Below are 12,542 nucleotides of genomic sequence, written 5' to 3' on the forward strand. Positions count from 1 at the left end.
TTTGCAAGAAAAATATGCGAAAAAATCAGCCTTGGCGCTGTTTATGCTTCGGCTCGGCACTGCAAATCACACGGATGACACCATCACGCTTAACGATTTTGCAGTTACGGCATAATTTCTTGACGGAAGCACGAACTTTCATTTTTACTCTCCGTAACTTCTCGGGCGACCAATTATCGGCCGTAGCCTTTCAGGTTCGCCTTCTTCAATGCAGACTCATACTGACTGGACATCATCAGAGTTTGCACTTGAGCCATAAAGTCCATAATCACGACAACAACGATAAGCAGTGAGGTCCCACCGAAGTAGAACGGTACTTTCATTGCATCACGCATGAACTCCGGGATCAGGCAGATAAAGGTAATATACAGCGCACCAACCAGGGTCAGGCGGGTCATTACTTTATCGATATACTTCGCCGTTTGCTCTCCCGGACGAATTCCTGGTACAAATGCACCGGACTTCTTCAGGTTATCTGCTGTTTCACGCGGGTTGAAAACCAACGCCGTGTAGAAGAAACAGAAGAAGATGATTGCAGACGCATAGAGTAACACATAAAGCGGTTGCCCAGGCTGCAAATACAGCGAAATTGTTGTCAGCCAGTTCCAACCAGTACCGCCCCCGAACCATGACGCGATGGTCGCCGGGAACAGAATAATACTGGAAGCGAAGATTGCCGGGATTACCCCCGCCATATTCACTTTCAGCGGTAAATGTGTGCTCTGTGCAGCATAGACACGACGACCTTGCTGACGTTTCGCGTAGTTTACCACAATGCGGCGTTGACCACGCTCAACAAATACAACAAAGAACGTCACTGCAAATACTAATACTGCAACCAACAGCAACACGAGGAAGTGCAGGTCGCCTTGACGCGCTTGCTCGATAGTATGGGCAATGGCTGGCGGGAGTCCCGCGACAATACCGGCGAAGATAATGATTGAAATACCGTTGCCGATACCTCGTTCAGTAATCTGTTCGCCCAACCACATCAGGAACATCGTTCCTGTGACCAGACTTACAACAGCGGTGAAGTAGAATGCAAAGCCTGGGTTAATCACCAGGCCTTGCATACCAGGCATATTCGGCAGACCGGTAGCAATACCGATCGACTGGAATATTGCCAGCACCAGAGTACCGTAACGGGTGTACTGGCTGATCTTACGACGACCAGACTCCCCTTCTTTCTTAATTTCTGCCAACGTTGGGTGAACCACCGTCAGCAGCTGGATAATGATCGACGCCGAAATATACGGCATGATCCCCAGAGCAAAGATAGAAGCACGGCTGAGAGCACCACCAGAGAACATGTTAAACATCTCAATGATGGTGCCTCGCTGTTGCTCAAGCAGTTTGGCAAGTACAGCGGCATCAATACCAGGGATCGGAATAAAAGAGCCAATACGGAACACAATCAGCGCACCGATAACAAACAGCAGTCTGCGTTTCAGCTCGCCTAAGCCACCTTTGGCACTTTGAAAATCTAATCCCGGTTGTTTAGCCATCTGCTACTTATTCCTCGATTTTACCGCCAGCAGCTTCGATAGCAGCACGAGCGCCTTTAGTAACACGCAGGCCACGAACAGTTACCGGAGTCGTTACTTCGCCAGCCAGGATCACTTTCGCGAACTCGATCTGGATACCGATAATGTTAGCCGCTTTCAGCGTGTTCAGGTCTACAACACCGCCTTCTACTTTAGCCAGGTCAGACAGACGAACTTCGGCTGTAATCGCTGCTTTACGAGAAGTGAAGCCGAATTTCGGCAGACGACGGTACAGAGGCATCTGACCACCCTCGAAACCGCGACGTACGCCACCGCCAGAACGAGATTTCTGACCTTTGTGACCACGACCACCGGTTTTACCGAGGCCAGAACCGATACCACGACCCAGGCGTTTACCCGCCTTTTTGGAGCCTTCGGCCGGAGACAGAGTATTTAAACGCATCTCTTACTCCTCAACTTTAACCATGAAGGAAACCGCGTTGATCATACCGCGAATAGCAGGAGTATCCTCGCGCTCTACGGTGTGACCAATACGACGCAGACCCAGGCCAAGCAGCGTTGCCTTGTGTTTCGGCAGACGACCGATTGCACTGCGGGTTTGAGTAATTTTAATAGTCTTTGCCATGGTTTATTTCCCCAGAATTTCTTCAACGGATTTACCACGCTTGGCAGCGACCATTTCTGGAGAATTCATATTTTCCAGGCCATCAATAGTTGCACGAACCACGTTGATCGGGTTGGTGGAACCATATGCTTTAGCCAGAACGTTATGAACCCCAGCGACTTCCAGAACGGCGCGCATTGCACCACCGGCGATGATACCGGTACCTTCGGAAGCCGGCTGCATGAATACGCGAGAACCCGTGTGAACACCTTTAACAGGGTGTTGCAGAGTGCCGTTATTCAGCGCGACGTTAATCATATTGCGACGGGCTTTTTCCATCGCTTTCTGGATCGCTGCTGGAACTTCACGCGCTTTACCGTAACCAAAACCAACGCGACCGTTACCATCGCCAACTACAGTCAGAGCTGTGAAGGAGAAAATACGACCACCTTTAACGGTTTTAGATACGCGGTTTACCGCGATCAGCTTTTCCTGCAGTTCGCCAGCTTGTTTTTCGATGTGAGCCATCTTACACCTCTACCTTAGAACTGAAGGCCAGCTTCACGGGCAGCATCTGCCAGTGCCTGGACACGACCATGATATTGGAACCCGGAACGGTCAAAGGATACATCTTTGATGCCTTTTTCCAGAGCGCGTTCAGCGACAGCTTTACCCACAGCTGCAGCCGCGTCTTTGTTACCGGTGTACTTCAGTTGTTCAGCGATAGCTTTTTCTACAGTAGAAGCAGCTACCAGAACTTCAGAACCGTTCGGTGCAATTACCTGTGCGTAAATGTGACGCGGGGTACGATGTACCACCAGGCGAGTTGCGCCCAGCTCCTGGAGCTTGCGGCGTGCGCGGGTCGCACGACGGATACGAGCAGATTTCTTATCCATAGTGTTACCTTACTTCTTCTTAGCCTCTTTGGTACGCACGACTTCGTCGGCGTAACGAACACCCTTGCCTTTATAAGGCTCAGGACGACGGTAGGCGCGCAGATCCGCTGCAACCTGGCCGATCACCTGCTTATCAGCGCCTTTCAGCACGATTTCAGTCTGAGTCGGACATTCAGCAGTGATACCCGCAGGCAGCTGATGGTCAACAGGATGAGAGAAACCCAGAGACAGGTTAATCACATTGCCTTTAACCGCTGCACGGTAACCTACACCAACCAGCTGCAGCTTCTTAGTGAAGCCTTCGGTAACACCGATAACCATTGAGTTCAGCAGGGCACGCGCGGTACCAGCCTGTGCCCAACCGTCTGCGTAACCATCACGCGGACCGAAGGTCAGGGTATTATCTGCATGTTTAACTTCAACAGCATCGTTGAGAGTACGAGTCAGCTCGCCGTTTTTACCTTTGATCGTAATAACCTGACCGTTGATTTTTACGTCAACGCCGGCAGGAACAACGACCGGTGCTTTAGCAACACGAGACATTTTTTCCTCCGATTAGGCTACGTAGCAGATAATTTCGCCACCAAGACCAGCCTGGCGCGCTGCACGATCAGTCATAACACCTTTAGAGGTAGAAACAACTGCGATACCCAGACCCGCCATAACTTTCGGCAGCTCATCTTTACGTTTATAGATGCGCAGACCTGGGCGGCTGACACGCTGAATGCTTTCTACAACAGCTTTGCCCTGGAAATACTTCAGAGTAAGTTCCAGTTCAGGCTTGGTGTCGCCTTCAACTTTAAAATCTTCAATAAAACCTTCTTCCTTCAGCACGTTGGCGATTGCCACTTTCAGCTTGGAGGAAGGCATGGTGACCGCAGCTTTGTTCGCGGCCTGACCGTTACGGATACGGGTCAGCATATCCGCGATCGGATCTTGCATGCTCATCTGTCTTTACTCCCGTGATTCAATTGGTGACAATTACCAGCTAGCCTTTTTCAGACCCGGGATTTCACCGCGCATAGCGGCTTCACGGACCTTAATACGGCTCAACCCGAACTTCCGCAGGAAACCATGCGGACGACCTGTTTGACGGCAGCGGTTACGCTGACGAGACGGGCTGGAATCACGCGGCAGAGTCTGCAGCTTGAGAACAGCGTTCCAACGATCTTCGTCGGAAGCGTTCACATCAGAGATGATCGCTTTCAGTTCAGCGCGTTTCGCGAAGTATTTATCAGCTAAAGCTACGCGTTTTACTTCGCGTGCTTTCATTGATTGCTTAGCCATTTAGTAACCCTACCTTACTTGCGGAACGGGAAGTCAAAGGCAGCCAGCAGAGCGCGGCCTTCTTCGTCAGATTTCGCAGTAGTGGTAATGGTAATATCCAAACCACGAACGCGGTCGACTTTATCGTAGTCGATTTCTGGGAAGATGATCTGCTCACGGACACCCATGCTGTAGTTACCACGACCGTCGAAAGACTTAGCGGACAGGCCACGGAAGTCACGGATACGAGGTACAGCAATAGTGATCAGGCGCTCAAAGAACTCCCACATGCGTTCGCCACGCAGAGTTACTTTACAGCCGATCGGATAGCCCTGACGGATTTTGAAGCCTGCAACAGATTTGCGTGCTTTGGTGATCAGCGGTTTTTGACCGGAGATTGCTGCCAGGTCTGCTGCTGCGTTATCCAGCAGTTTTTTGTCAGCGATCGCTTCACCAACACCCATGTTCAGGGTGATCTTCTCGACCCGAGGGACTTGCATGACAGAATTGTAGTTAAACTCAGTCATGAGTTTTTTAACTACTTCGTCTTTGTAGTAATCATGCAGTTTCGCCATCGTACTACTCCAAATTACTTGATAGTTTCGCTGTTAGACTTGAAGAAACGGACTTTTTTGCCGTCTTCGAATCTAAAGCCTACACGGTCAGCCTTGCCGGTTGCCGCATTGAAGATTGCTACGTTGGAAACCTGAATAGCGGCTTCTTTTTCAACGATGCCACCCGGTTGGTTCAGGGCCGGAACCGGCTTCTGATGTTTCTTAACCAGGTTGATACCTTCAACAATGACCTTGCCGGAAGACAGGACATTCTTAACTTTACCGCGTTTACCTTTATCTTTACCGGTTAACACGATAACTTCGTCATCACGACGGATTTTCGCTGCCATGATTCGCTCCTTAGAGTACTTCTGGTGCCAGAGAGATAATTTTCATGAACTTCTCACTACGAAGCTCACGAGTTACCGGCCCAAAAATACGCGTACCGATAGGCTGCTCGCTGTTGTTGTTCAGAAGAACACAAGCATTACCATCGAAGCGAATGACAGAACCGTCCGGGCGACGAACACCCTTCTTGGTGCGCACCACTACCGCCTTCAGCACATCACCTTTTTTGACCTTACCACGCGGAATTGCTTCTTTGATGGTGATCTTGATGATGTCGCCTACGCCTGCGTAGCGACGGTGCGAGCCACCCAGAACCTTGATACACATTACGCGACGTGCACCGGAGTTGTCGGCGACGTTCAGCATAGTCTGTTCTTGGATCATTTTAGTGCTCCGCTAATGTCAACTACTACTGAGACCCGAAAATCAGGTCGTTAAAAATCCCCATATCGAGGGCGCGGCATTATAACACCGCTTCAAGGATATGGGTAGAAAAAATAAACGGCTCATTTCTGAGCCGTTTATTCGTATCGAGAGAGTGTACTGTATTACAGAACCGCTTTCTCTACAACGCGAACCAGCGTCCAGGATTTAGTCTTGGACAGCGGACGGCATTCGCGGATTTCAACCACGTCACCGATACCGCATTCGTTGTTCTCGTCATGTACGTGCAGTTTGGTCGTACGCTTGATGAATTTACCGTAGATCGGGTGTTTCACAAAACGTTCGATAGCAACAACAATGGATTTCTCCATTTTGTCGCTAACAACGCGACCTTGCAGAGTACGGATTTTATCGGTCATTACGCACCCGCCTTCTCGTTCAGTAAAGTCTTAACGCGTGCGACATCGCGACGCACTTGCTTCAACAGGTGAGACTGTTGCAGCTGGCCACTTGCAGCCTGCATACGCAGGTTGAACTGCTCACGCAGCAGGTTCAGCAGCTCGGTGTTCAGCTCTTCAACGCTCTTCTCACGCAGCTCTTTTGCTTTCATTACATCACCGTCTTAGTTACAAAGGTGGTTTTAATCGGCAGTTTCGCTGCTGCCAGCTTGAATGCTTCACGGGCCAGCTCTTCCGGAACACCGTCCATTTCATACAGGACTTTACCCGGCTGAATCAAGGCAACCCAATACTCCACGTTACCTTTACCTTTACCCATACGCACTGCCAGCGGCTTTTCAGTGATCGGTTTGTCCGGGAACACACGGATCCAGATCTTACCTTGACGCTTAACTGCACGGGTCATAGCACGACGTGCTGCTTCGATCTGACGGGCAGTCAGACGACCACGGCCAACAGCTTTCAGACCGAAGCTGCCGAAGCTAACATCCGTACCCTGCGCCAGACCGCGGTTACGGCCTTTGTGCATTTTACGGAATTTTGTACGCTTTGGTTGTAACATCAGCGACGCTCCTTATTTACGGCCTTTACGCTGCTGCTTTTTAGGCTGAGCAGCCGGTTTTTCCGGTTGTTCAACAGCAGCCATACCACCCAGGATCTCGCCTTTGAAGATCCACACTTTAACGCCGATTACACCGTAAGTGGTGTGCGCTTCAGAGGTGTTGTAGTCGATGTCAGCACGCAGAGTGTGCAGCGGTACGCGACCTTCGCGGTACCATTCGGTACGTGCGATTTCCGCGCCGCCCAGACGGCCGCTAACTTCAACTTTAATACCTTTAGCGCCTAGACGCATTGCGTTCTGTACAGCACGCTTCATAGCACGACGGAACATAACGCGACGTTCCAGCTGAGAAGTGATGCTGTCAGCAACCAGTTTTGCGTCCAGTTCAGGCTTACGAACTTCGGCGATGTTGATCTGTGCAGGAACGCCAGCGATGTCCGCTACGACCTTACGCAGTTTTTCTACGTCTTCACCTTTTTTACCGATAACGATACCCGGGCGAGCAGTGTGAATGGTTACACGGATGCTCTTAGCCGGACGCTCGATAACGATACGAGATACGGACGCTTTAGCCAGTTCCTTAGTCAGGTACTGACGTACTTTAAAATCGCTGTCCAGGTTGTCAGCGAATTCTTTGGTGTTCGCAAACCAGGTAGAGTTCCATGGTTTTACAATACCCAGGCGAATACCATTAGGATGTACTTTCTGACCCATTGCTAGTCTCCAGAGTCTCAGCGATCGGACACAACCACAGTGATGTGGCTGGTGCGCTTCAGGATGCGATCTGCACGACCTTTTGCACGCGGCATAATGCGCTTCATGCTCGGGCCTTCGTCTACGAAAATTTTCGTAACTTTCAGATCGTCAATGTCAGCGCCATCGTTGTGTTCAGCGTTAGCAATGGCAGATTCCAGAACTTTCTTGACCAGTACAGCCGCTTTCTTGTTGGTGTAGGTCAAAATATCCAGAGCCTGCGACACTTTCTTACCGCGAATCAGGTCAGCAACAAGGCGAACCTTCTGAGCAGAAGAACGAGCATGGCGATGTTTAGCGATAGTTTCCATCTCTTCCTCCTACCTTATTTCTTCTTCGCTTTTTTATCAGCAGCGTGGCCGCGATAAGTACGAGTCGGTGCGAATTCACCCAGTTTGTGACCGACCATTTCGTCGGTTACAAATACCGGAACGTGCTGACGACCATTATGGACAGCGATGGTCAAACCGATCATGTTAGGAAAGATCGTTGAACGACGGGACCAAGTGCGCAGGGGCTTCTTGTCTCCGCTTTCCACCGCTTTCTCTACCTTCTTCAGCAAGTGCAGGTCAATAAAAGGACCTTTCTTGAGAGAACGTGGCATGGCTTATCCTCTAAAATTATTTGCTACGGCGACGTACGATGAATTTATCAGTACGCTTGTTGCTGCGGGTCTTCTTACCTTTGGTCTGAACGCCCCACGGAGTTACCGGGTGCTTACCAAAGTTACGACCTTCACCACCACCATGTGGGTGGTCTACCGGGTTCATCGCGGTACCGCGAACGGTCGGACGAACACCACGCCAGCGTGCAGCACCTGCTTTACCCAGAACGCGCAGCATATGCTCAGCATTGCCAACTTCGCCCAGAGTTGCACGGCAGTCTGCTTCTACTTTACGCATTTCACCAGAACGCAGACGCAGGGTGACATAAGCACCATCACGAGCAACGATCTGAACGTAAGTACCAGCGGAACGTGCCAGCTGACCGCCTTTACCTGGTTTCATTTCTACGTTATGAACAGTAGAACCAACCGGGATGTTGCGCATCGGCAGGGTGTTACCTGGTTTGATTGCAGCATCAACGCCAGACTGAATCTGGTCGCCAGCTTTCAGGCCTTTAGGGGCCAGGATGTAACGGCGTTCACCGTCTTTGTACAGAACCAGCGCGATGTTCGCGGAACGGTTCGGATCGTACTCAAGACGTTCAACAACTGCCGGGATACCGTCTTTGTTGCGTTTGAAGTCAACAATACGGTAAGCCTGCTTGTGGCCACCACCGATATGACGAGTGGTGATACGGCCATTGTTGTTACGACCACCGGATTTGCTGTTTTTTTCCAGCAACGGAGCAAAAGGTTTGCCCTTGTGCAGCTCAGGGTTAACCACTTTAACTACGTGGCGACGACCCGGAGATGTCGGTTTACATTTAACAACTGCCATTGTATTACTCCTCCGACTTACTCAGCGCCGCCAACGAAGTCCAGATTCTGGCCTTCTTTCAGGGTGACGTAAGCTTTTTTCCAGTCGCTACGACGACCGATACGCTGTCCGTGACGTTTAACTTTCCCTTTAACTACCAGGGTGTTAACGACTTCGACTTCGACTTCAAACAGTTTCTGCACAGCAGCTTTGATTTCTGCTTTGGTCGCGTCTTTAGCAACTTTGAGTACGATGGTGTTGGATTTTTCCATCGCAGTAGACGCTTTTTCAGAAACGTGCGGTGCACGCAGCACCTTCAGCAGACGTTCTTCACGAATCATGCCAGCATCTCCTCAACTTGCTTAACAGCATCAGCAGTCATTACGACTTTGTCGAAGGCGATCAGGCTAACCGGGTCGATACCAGTTGCATCGCGTACGTCAACCTTGTGCAGGTTGCGCGCAGCCAGGAACAGGTTTTCGTCCAGCTCACCGGTGATGATCAGCACATCTTCCAGAGCCATGTCTTTCAGTTTCTGTGCCAGCAGCTTAGTTTTCGGCGCTTCTACAGAGAACTTCTCGACAACGATCAGACGATCCTGACGTACCAGTTCGGACAGGATGCTTTTCAGCGCGCCGCGGTACATCTTCTTGTTAACTTTTTGACTGTGGTCCTGCGGACGAGCAGCAAAGGTCACGCCACCAGAACGCCAGATCGGGCTCTTGATAGAACCAGAACGCGCACGGCCGGTGCCTTTCTGGCGCCACGGTTTTTTACCGGAACCAGTTACTTCAGCACGAGTCTTCTGAGCACGAGTACCCTGACGAGCACCAGCTGCATAAGCAACAACAACCTGGTGAACCAGCGCTTCGTTGAAATCACGACCGAAGGTAGTTTCGGAAACAGTCAGCGCGCTCTGCGCGTCTTTCAATACTAATTCCATTGCTATCTCCTTACGCCTTCACAGCTGGTTTAACGATCAGGTCGCTACCGGTTGCACCCGGGACAGCACCTTTAACCAGCAGCAGGTTGCGCTCAGCGTCAACGCGTACTACGTCAAGGCTCTGAACGGTTACACGTTCGTTACCCATCTGACCTGCCATTTTCTTGCCTTTGAACACTTTGCCCGGAGTCTGGTTCTGACCGATAGAACCCGGAACGCGGTGAGACAAGGAGTTACCGTGAGTAGCGTCCTGGGTACGGAAGTTCCAGCGCTTAACGGTACCTGCGAAACCTTTACCTTTAGAGGTGCCAGTTACGTCAACTTTTTTAACGTCAGCAAACAGTTCAACGCTAATGCTCTGACCTACAGTGAACTCTTCGCCTTCAGCCAGGCGGAATTCCCACAGACCACGGCCAGCTTCTACGCCAGCTTTAGCGAAGTGGCCAGCTTCAGGCTTGGTCACACGGTTAGCTTTTTTAGCACCGGTGGTCACCTGAATAGCACGGTAGCCATCGTTAGCCAGGTCTTTAACCTGAGTAACGCGGTTTGCTTCAACTTCGATTACGGTTACTGGGATAGAAACGCCGTCTTCTGTGAAGATACGGGTCATACCCACTTTTTTACCGACTAAACCAATCATTGTTTCAACCTCTCAATCGCTCAATGACCTGATTAACCCAGGCTGATCTGCACGTCTACACCGGCAGCCAGATCCAGACGCATCAGAGCATCAACGGTTTTCTCGGTTGGCTCAACGATGTCAACCAGACGCAAGTGAGTACGGATTTCGTACTGATCGCGCGCGTCTTTGTTGACGTGCGGGGAGATCAGAACAGTGAAGCGCTCTTTGCGTGTCGGCAGCGGGATCGGACCACGGACCTGCGCACCAGTGCGCTTGGCAGTCTCGACGATTTCCGCGGTTGCTTGATCGATCAGACGATGATCAAACGCTTTCAGGCGGATACGGATTCTTTGGTTCTGCATGAGACCAGAGCTCCAATTATTTTATAAACGAAAATGATTACTCCTCAGACCCATTACGATTGATGGGAGAGTGTAACCGTTCTTACGTAGCTCCCCGATTGGGAGCATTGTTAGGTAGCCAAATTCGGCTAACTGAGGTTCAGATTGAACCTGCTGTCAACTACGACAAGCCCGCGCATTATACGCAAATCTGAGCCTGACGCAAGCATCGGGTAGAAATTAATCGCAACGCGCAGATTGCGAGCTGTATTCCACGAAATTTGTAAGGTTGTGAAGATAGCGTTTTTCACCGGAACCAGGTTAACAAATCAGCGATTTCTCTGTTGCTGAGCATCCGGAGTTATTCGATGGTGATACTCCAATTACAGAGGATGTTTTATGGACGCTAACCTTCCCTTTCTGATTTTGTACGCTTGTTTATCTGTCCTACTTTTTTTATGGGATGCAAAGCATGGCTTGTTACCTGACAGATTTACCTGCCCGTTACTCTGGTCAGGTCTTTTGTTCTCTCAGGTTTGTAATCCTGACGGTTTAGCCGATGCGTTATGGGGGGCGATTATTGGTTACGGCACATTCGCTGTCATTTACTGGGGGTATCGCATACTGCGTCATAAAGAAGGATTAGGCTATGGTGATGTGAAGTTTCTCGCCGCCCTTGGTGCCTGGCATACCTGGACCTTCTTGCCACGACTGGTTTTCCTTGCTGCCTCATTCGCTTGCGGAGCCGTAGTTGTTGGTCTGCTCATGAGAGGAAAAGAGTCATTAAAAAACCCGCTGCCGTTTGGGCCATTTCTGGCGGCTGCGGGTTTCGTTGTAGGTTGGGATAGTTTGCTAGCAGGCCGTTAATCTTTAACTTTTATTTGTGATTGCAGGTAATTTTGTAAACCGATTTTACCGATGAGATCCAGCTCAGTTTCGAGCCAGTCAATATGACCTTCTTCATCGGCAAGGATCTCGATCATCATATCACGGCTAACATAGTCATGAACGCTGTCGGCATACGCGATAGCCTCACGGAGATCCTTCGCGCCTTCCAGTTCTAATCGCAGGTCGGATTGCAGCATCTCCTCGACATCTTCACCAATCCCCAGTTTGCCTAAATCCTGTAAGTTGGGGATTCCTTCTAAAAACAAAATACGCTCGATATATTTATCAGCGTGTTTCATCTCATCGATGGATTCATGGTATTCGACGTCATTGAGACGCATCAGGCCCCAGTTTTTAAACATCCGGGCATGGAGAAAATACTGATTGATTGCGACAAGCTCATTTCCCAATAGTTTATTGAGATAATTTATGATTTTAACATCACCTTTCATTTTATAGTCCCTCCGCTTCCACTATTAGAGCGTAGATGGGGCTAGCGGGATGTCAAAAAATAAGCGTGGTCTTCAGGCAATCTCTTTAAATTCTGGCATCTGCATCAACTCGTCCTGCATCACTTCGCGCGCGGCGCGAATGCACTTACCGCATTGATTTCCCACAGGAATAAACTTACGCAATTGTTGGAAAGATTGCGGATGAAACTGACGGACTGCCTGGCGAATTTTTTTGTCACTTACACCATTACACAAACAAACGTACATGATTGCTCCCGTTCAAATTCTGCGCAAAGTGTAAATGAGAATGGTTATGATTACAATAGCACAGTTTTATTTGCGCCATAGTTCAGCGAGCAAAATTACGACTAAATATTTCGAGCTCAAATTACGGGCAGCAAAAAGGGCGCCGAAGCGCCCTTTTCAATTCAAAACTAATTAACGTGTAATTAGCCCAGAACTTTAGCAACAACGCCCGCGCCAACGGTACGGCCGCCTTCACGGATTGCGAAACGCAGACCGTCGTCCATCGCGATCGGGTGGAT

At 50.0% G+C, this 12,542-nt stretch carries 27 protein-coding genes; 1 reads left to right on the forward strand and 26 read right to left on the reverse strand.

The genetic code is table 11. From position 1 onward, the window contains the following. Positions 1 to 25: 25 nt before the first annotated feature. From rpmJ to rpsJ, 23 genes are all read right to left on the reverse strand, one after another. Positions 26 to 142 carry a 50S ribosomal protein L36 gene (gene rpmJ / locus QZF50_RS12665; protein ID WP_000868187.1) on the reverse strand — a complete coding sequence of 39 codons (117 nt, stop codon included), beginning with the start codon at positions 140 to 142 and terminating at the stop codon, positions 26 to 28. 31 nt (positions 143 to 173) lie between these two features. Then, positions 174 to 1,505, reverse strand: coding sequence for a preprotein translocase subunit SecY (gene secY / locus QZF50_RS12670; protein ID WP_001118861.1), 1,332 nt, complete (start codon positions 1,503 to 1,505; stop codon positions 174 to 176). Positions 1,506 to 1,512: 7 nt separating this feature from the next. Next, positions 1,513 to 1,947: a 50S ribosomal protein L15 gene (rplO, locus tag QZF50_RS12675; protein ID WP_001238917.1), complete on the reverse strand. Its 435-nt coding sequence runs from the start codon at positions 1,945 to 1,947 to the stop codon at positions 1,513 to 1,515. A gap of 3 nt (positions 1,948 to 1,950) precedes the next feature. Further along, positions 1,951 to 2,130 (reverse strand): 50S ribosomal protein L30, encoded by a 180-nt coding sequence (rpmD, locus tag QZF50_RS12680; RefSeq protein ID WP_001140433.1) that lies wholly within the window; start codon positions 2,128 to 2,130, stop codon positions 1,951 to 1,953. A gap of 3 nt (positions 2,131 to 2,133) precedes the next feature. Next, a complete protein-coding gene (rpsE, locus tag QZF50_RS12685; protein ID WP_000940121.1) occupies positions 2,134 to 2,637 on the reverse strand; it encodes a 30S ribosomal protein S5 in 504 nt (167 codons plus the stop codon). 14 nt (positions 2,638 to 2,651) lie between these two features. Then, positions 2,652 to 3,005: a 50S ribosomal protein L18 gene (gene rplR / locus QZF50_RS12690; protein WP_000358960.1), complete on the reverse strand. Its 354-nt coding sequence runs from the start codon at positions 3,003 to 3,005 to the stop codon at positions 2,652 to 2,654. Between the two features lie 9 nt (positions 3,006 to 3,014). Next, positions 3,015 to 3,548, reverse strand: a complete 534-nt coding sequence (gene rplF, locus QZF50_RS12695; protein WP_000091945.1) for a 50S ribosomal protein L6 — start codon at positions 3,546 to 3,548, stop codon at positions 3,015 to 3,017. A gap of 12 nt (positions 3,549 to 3,560) precedes the next feature. Further along, positions 3,561 to 3,953 (reverse strand): 30S ribosomal protein S8, encoded by a 393-nt coding sequence (rpsH, locus tag QZF50_RS12700; protein ID WP_000062611.1) that lies wholly within the window; start codon positions 3,951 to 3,953, stop codon positions 3,561 to 3,563. Positions 3,954 to 3,986: 33 nt separating this feature from the next. Beyond that, the gene (rpsN, locus tag QZF50_RS12705; RefSeq protein WP_001118930.1) at positions 3,987 to 4,292 is read right to left on the reverse strand and encodes a 30S ribosomal protein S14; all 306 of its coding nucleotides are present in this window, start codon (positions 4,290 to 4,292) and stop codon (positions 3,987 to 3,989) included. Between the two features lie 14 nt (positions 4,293 to 4,306). After that, complete coding sequence (rplE, locus tag QZF50_RS12710) at positions 4,307 to 4,846, reverse strand: 50S ribosomal protein L5 (RefSeq protein ID WP_001096200.1); 540 nt, start codon at positions 4,844 to 4,846, stop codon at positions 4,307 to 4,309. 14 nt (positions 4,847 to 4,860) lie between these two features. Continuing rightward, positions 4,861 to 5,175 carry a 50S ribosomal protein L24 gene (rplX, locus tag QZF50_RS12715; RefSeq protein ID WP_000729185.1) on the reverse strand — a complete coding sequence of 105 codons (315 nt, stop codon included), beginning with the start codon at positions 5,173 to 5,175 and terminating at the stop codon, positions 4,861 to 4,863. Between the two features lie 10 nt (positions 5,176 to 5,185). Further along, positions 5,186 to 5,557 (reverse strand): 50S ribosomal protein L14, encoded by a 372-nt coding sequence (rplN, locus tag QZF50_RS12720; RefSeq protein WP_000613955.1) that lies wholly within the window; start codon positions 5,555 to 5,557, stop codon positions 5,186 to 5,188. Between the two features lie 164 nt (positions 5,558 to 5,721). Beyond that, positions 5,722 to 5,976, reverse strand: coding sequence for a 30S ribosomal protein S17 (rpsQ, locus tag QZF50_RS12725; protein ID WP_000130100.1), 255 nt, complete (start codon positions 5,974 to 5,976; stop codon positions 5,722 to 5,724). Next, positions 5,976 to 6,167 carry a 50S ribosomal protein L29 gene (rpmC, locus tag QZF50_RS12730; protein WP_000644741.1) on the reverse strand — a complete coding sequence of 64 codons (192 nt, stop codon included), beginning with the start codon at positions 6,165 to 6,167 and terminating at the stop codon, positions 5,976 to 5,978. The genes rpsQ and rpmC overlap by 1 nt, the downstream gene beginning before the upstream one ends. Next, on the reverse strand, positions 6,167 to 6,577 hold the full coding sequence (gene rplP / locus QZF50_RS12735; RefSeq protein ID WP_000941212.1) for a 50S ribosomal protein L16: 411 nt from the start codon (positions 6,575 to 6,577) through the stop codon (positions 6,167 to 6,169). The genes rpmC and rplP overlap by 1 nt, the downstream gene beginning before the upstream one ends. 12 nt (positions 6,578 to 6,589) lie before the next feature. Continuing rightward, on the reverse strand, positions 6,590 to 7,291 hold the full coding sequence (rpsC, locus tag QZF50_RS12740; RefSeq protein WP_000529945.1) for a 30S ribosomal protein S3: 702 nt from the start codon (positions 7,289 to 7,291) through the stop codon (positions 6,590 to 6,592). A 17-nt stretch (positions 7,292 to 7,308) separates the two neighbouring features. Next, positions 7,309 to 7,641 carry a 50S ribosomal protein L22 gene (gene rplV / locus QZF50_RS12745; RefSeq protein WP_000447529.1) on the reverse strand — a complete coding sequence of 111 codons (333 nt, stop codon included), beginning with the start codon at positions 7,639 to 7,641 and terminating at the stop codon, positions 7,309 to 7,311. A 14-nt stretch (positions 7,642 to 7,655) separates the two neighbouring features. Then, positions 7,656 to 7,934, reverse strand: a complete 279-nt coding sequence (gene rpsS / locus QZF50_RS12750) for a 30S ribosomal protein S19 (protein WP_001138117.1) — start codon at positions 7,932 to 7,934, stop codon at positions 7,656 to 7,658. Between the two features lie 16 nt (positions 7,935 to 7,950). Next, positions 7,951 to 8,772 (reverse strand): 50S ribosomal protein L2, encoded by an 822-nt coding sequence (rplB, locus tag QZF50_RS12755; RefSeq protein WP_000301864.1) that lies wholly within the window; start codon positions 8,770 to 8,772, stop codon positions 7,951 to 7,953. Positions 8,773 to 8,789: 17 nt separating this feature from the next. Next, positions 8,790 to 9,092, reverse strand: a complete 303-nt coding sequence (gene rplW, locus QZF50_RS12760; RefSeq protein ID WP_000617544.1) for a 50S ribosomal protein L23 — start codon at positions 9,090 to 9,092, stop codon at positions 8,790 to 8,792. After that, positions 9,089 to 9,694 (reverse strand): 50S ribosomal protein L4, encoded by a 606-nt coding sequence (gene rplD, locus QZF50_RS12765; RefSeq protein ID WP_000424395.1) that lies wholly within the window; start codon positions 9,692 to 9,694, stop codon positions 9,089 to 9,091. Before rplD ends, rplW begins: the two co-directional genes overlap by 4 nt. Before the next feature lie 10 nt (positions 9,695 to 9,704). Then, positions 9,705 to 10,334: a 50S ribosomal protein L3 gene (gene rplC, locus QZF50_RS12770; RefSeq protein WP_000579833.1), complete on the reverse strand. Its 630-nt coding sequence runs from the start codon at positions 10,332 to 10,334 to the stop codon at positions 9,705 to 9,707. 32 nt (positions 10,335 to 10,366) lie between these two features. After that, positions 10,367 to 10,678: a 30S ribosomal protein S10 gene (gene rpsJ, locus QZF50_RS12775; RefSeq protein ID WP_001181004.1), complete on the reverse strand. Its 312-nt coding sequence runs from the start codon at positions 10,676 to 10,678 to the stop codon at positions 10,367 to 10,369. A gap of 378 nt (positions 10,679 to 11,056) precedes the next feature. Here rpsJ and QZF50_RS12780 point away from each other — a divergent pair, with 378 nt between their 5' ends. Beyond that, positions 11,057 to 11,524: an A24 family peptidase gene (locus tag QZF50_RS12780; RefSeq protein WP_000339836.1), complete on the forward strand. Its 468-nt coding sequence runs from the start codon at positions 11,057 to 11,059 to the stop codon at positions 11,522 to 11,524. Here QZF50_RS12780 and bfr read toward each other — a convergent pair. From bfr to QZF50_RS12795, 3 genes are all read right to left on the reverse strand, one after another. Continuing rightward, the gene (gene bfr / locus QZF50_RS12785) at positions 11,521 to 11,997 is read right to left on the reverse strand and encodes a bacterioferritin (protein WP_000675515.1); all 477 of its coding nucleotides are present in this window, start codon (positions 11,995 to 11,997) and stop codon (positions 11,521 to 11,523) included. The genes QZF50_RS12780 and bfr overlap by 4 nt on opposite strands. A gap of 72 nt (positions 11,998 to 12,069) precedes the next feature. After that, positions 12,070 to 12,264 carry a bacterioferritin-associated ferredoxin gene (gene bfd, locus QZF50_RS12790; protein WP_000289090.1) on the reverse strand — a complete coding sequence of 65 codons (195 nt, stop codon included), beginning with the start codon at positions 12,262 to 12,264 and terminating at the stop codon, positions 12,070 to 12,072. A gap of 182 nt (positions 12,265 to 12,446) precedes the next feature. Next, positions 12,447 to 12,542: elongation factor Tu (locus QZF50_RS12795; RefSeq protein WP_072082015.1), on the reverse strand; the 96-nt coding region annotated here is incomplete at its 5' end.

The organism is uncultured Escherichia sp. (assembly GCF_948475835.1).
GTDB lineage: Bacteria > Pseudomonadota > Gammaproteobacteria > Enterobacterales > Enterobacteriaceae > ECMA0423.

Coding starts and splice junctions, on each gene's coding strand:
- rpmJ (WP_000868187.1), bottom strand. CDS start 142: ATGAAAGTTCGTGCTTCCGTCAAGAAATTATGCCGTAACTGCAAAATC.
- secY (WP_001118861.1), bottom strand. CDS start 1,505: ATGGCTAAACAACCGGGATTAGATTTTCAAAGTGCCAAAGGTGGCTTA.
- rplO (WP_001238917.1), bottom strand. CDS start 1,947: ATGCGTTTAAATACTCTGTCTCCGGCCGAAGGCTCCAAAAAGGCGGGT.
- rpmD (WP_001140433.1), bottom strand. CDS start 2,130: ATGGCAAAGACTATTAAAATTACTCAAACCCGCAGTGCAATCGGTCGT.
- rpsE (WP_000940121.1), bottom strand. CDS start 2,637: ATGGCTCACATCGAAAAACAAGCTGGCGAACTGCAGGAAAAGCTGATC.
- rplR (WP_000358960.1), bottom strand. CDS start 3,005: ATGGATAAGAAATCTGCTCGTATCCGTCGTGCGACCCGCGCACGCCGC.
- rplF (WP_000091945.1), bottom strand. CDS start 3,548: ATGTCTCGTGTTGCTAAAGCACCGGTCGTTGTTCCTGCCGGCGTTGAC.
- rpsH (WP_000062611.1), bottom strand. CDS start 3,953: ATGAGCATGCAAGATCCGATCGCGGATATGCTGACCCGTATCCGTAAC.
- rpsN (WP_001118930.1), bottom strand. CDS start 4,292: ATGGCTAAGCAATCAATGAAAGCACGCGAAGTAAAACGCGTAGCTTTA.
- rplE (WP_001096200.1), bottom strand. CDS start 4,846: ATGGCGAAACTGCATGATTACTACAAAGACGAAGTAGTTAAAAAACTC.
- rplX (WP_000729185.1), bottom strand. CDS start 5,175: ATGGCAGCGAAAATCCGTCGTGATGACGAAGTTATCGTGTTAACCGGT.
- rplN (WP_000613955.1), bottom strand. CDS start 5,557: ATGATCCAAGAACAGACTATGCTGAACGTCGCCGACAACTCCGGTGCA.
- rpsQ (WP_000130100.1), bottom strand. CDS start 5,976: ATGACCGATAAAATCCGTACTCTGCAAGGTCGCGTTGTTAGCGACAAA.
- rpmC (WP_000644741.1), bottom strand. CDS start 6,167: ATGAAAGCAAAAGAGCTGCGTGAGAAGAGCGTTGAAGAGCTGAACACC.
- rplP (WP_000941212.1), bottom strand. CDS start 6,577: ATGTTACAACCAAAGCGTACAAAATTCCGTAAAATGCACAAAGGCCGT.
- rpsC (WP_000529945.1), bottom strand. CDS start 7,291: ATGGGTCAGAAAGTACATCCTAATGGTATTCGCCTGGGTATTGTAAAA.
- rplV (WP_000447529.1), bottom strand. CDS start 7,641: ATGGAAACTATCGCTAAACATCGCCATGCTCGTTCTTCTGCTCAGAAG.
- rpsS (WP_001138117.1), bottom strand. CDS start 7,934: ATGCCACGTTCTCTCAAGAAAGGTCCTTTTATTGACCTGCACTTGCTG.
- rplB (WP_000301864.1), bottom strand. CDS start 8,772: ATGGCAGTTGTTAAATGTAAACCGACATCTCCGGGTCGTCGCCACGTA.
- rplW (WP_000617544.1), bottom strand. CDS start 9,092: ATGATTCGTGAAGAACGTCTGCTGAAGGTGCTGCGTGCACCGCACGTT.
- rplD (WP_000424395.1), bottom strand. CDS start 9,694: ATGGAATTAGTATTGAAAGACGCGCAGAGCGCGCTGACTGTTTCCGAA.
- rplC (WP_000579833.1), bottom strand. CDS start 10,334: ATGATTGGTTTAGTCGGTAAAAAAGTGGGTATGACCCGTATCTTCACA.
- rpsJ (WP_001181004.1), bottom strand. CDS start 10,678: ATGCAGAACCAAAGAATCCGTATCCGCCTGAAAGCGTTTGATCATCGT.
- QZF50_RS12780 (WP_000339836.1), top strand. CDS start 11,057: ATGGACGCTAACCTTCCCTTTCTGATTTTGTACGCTTGTTTATCTGTC.
- bfr (WP_000675515.1), bottom strand. CDS start 11,997: ATGAAAGGTGATGTTAAAATCATAAATTATCTCAATAAACTATTGGGA.
- bfd (WP_000289090.1), bottom strand. CDS start 12,264: ATGTACGTTTGTTTGTGTAATGGTGTAAGTGACAAAAAAATTCGCCAG.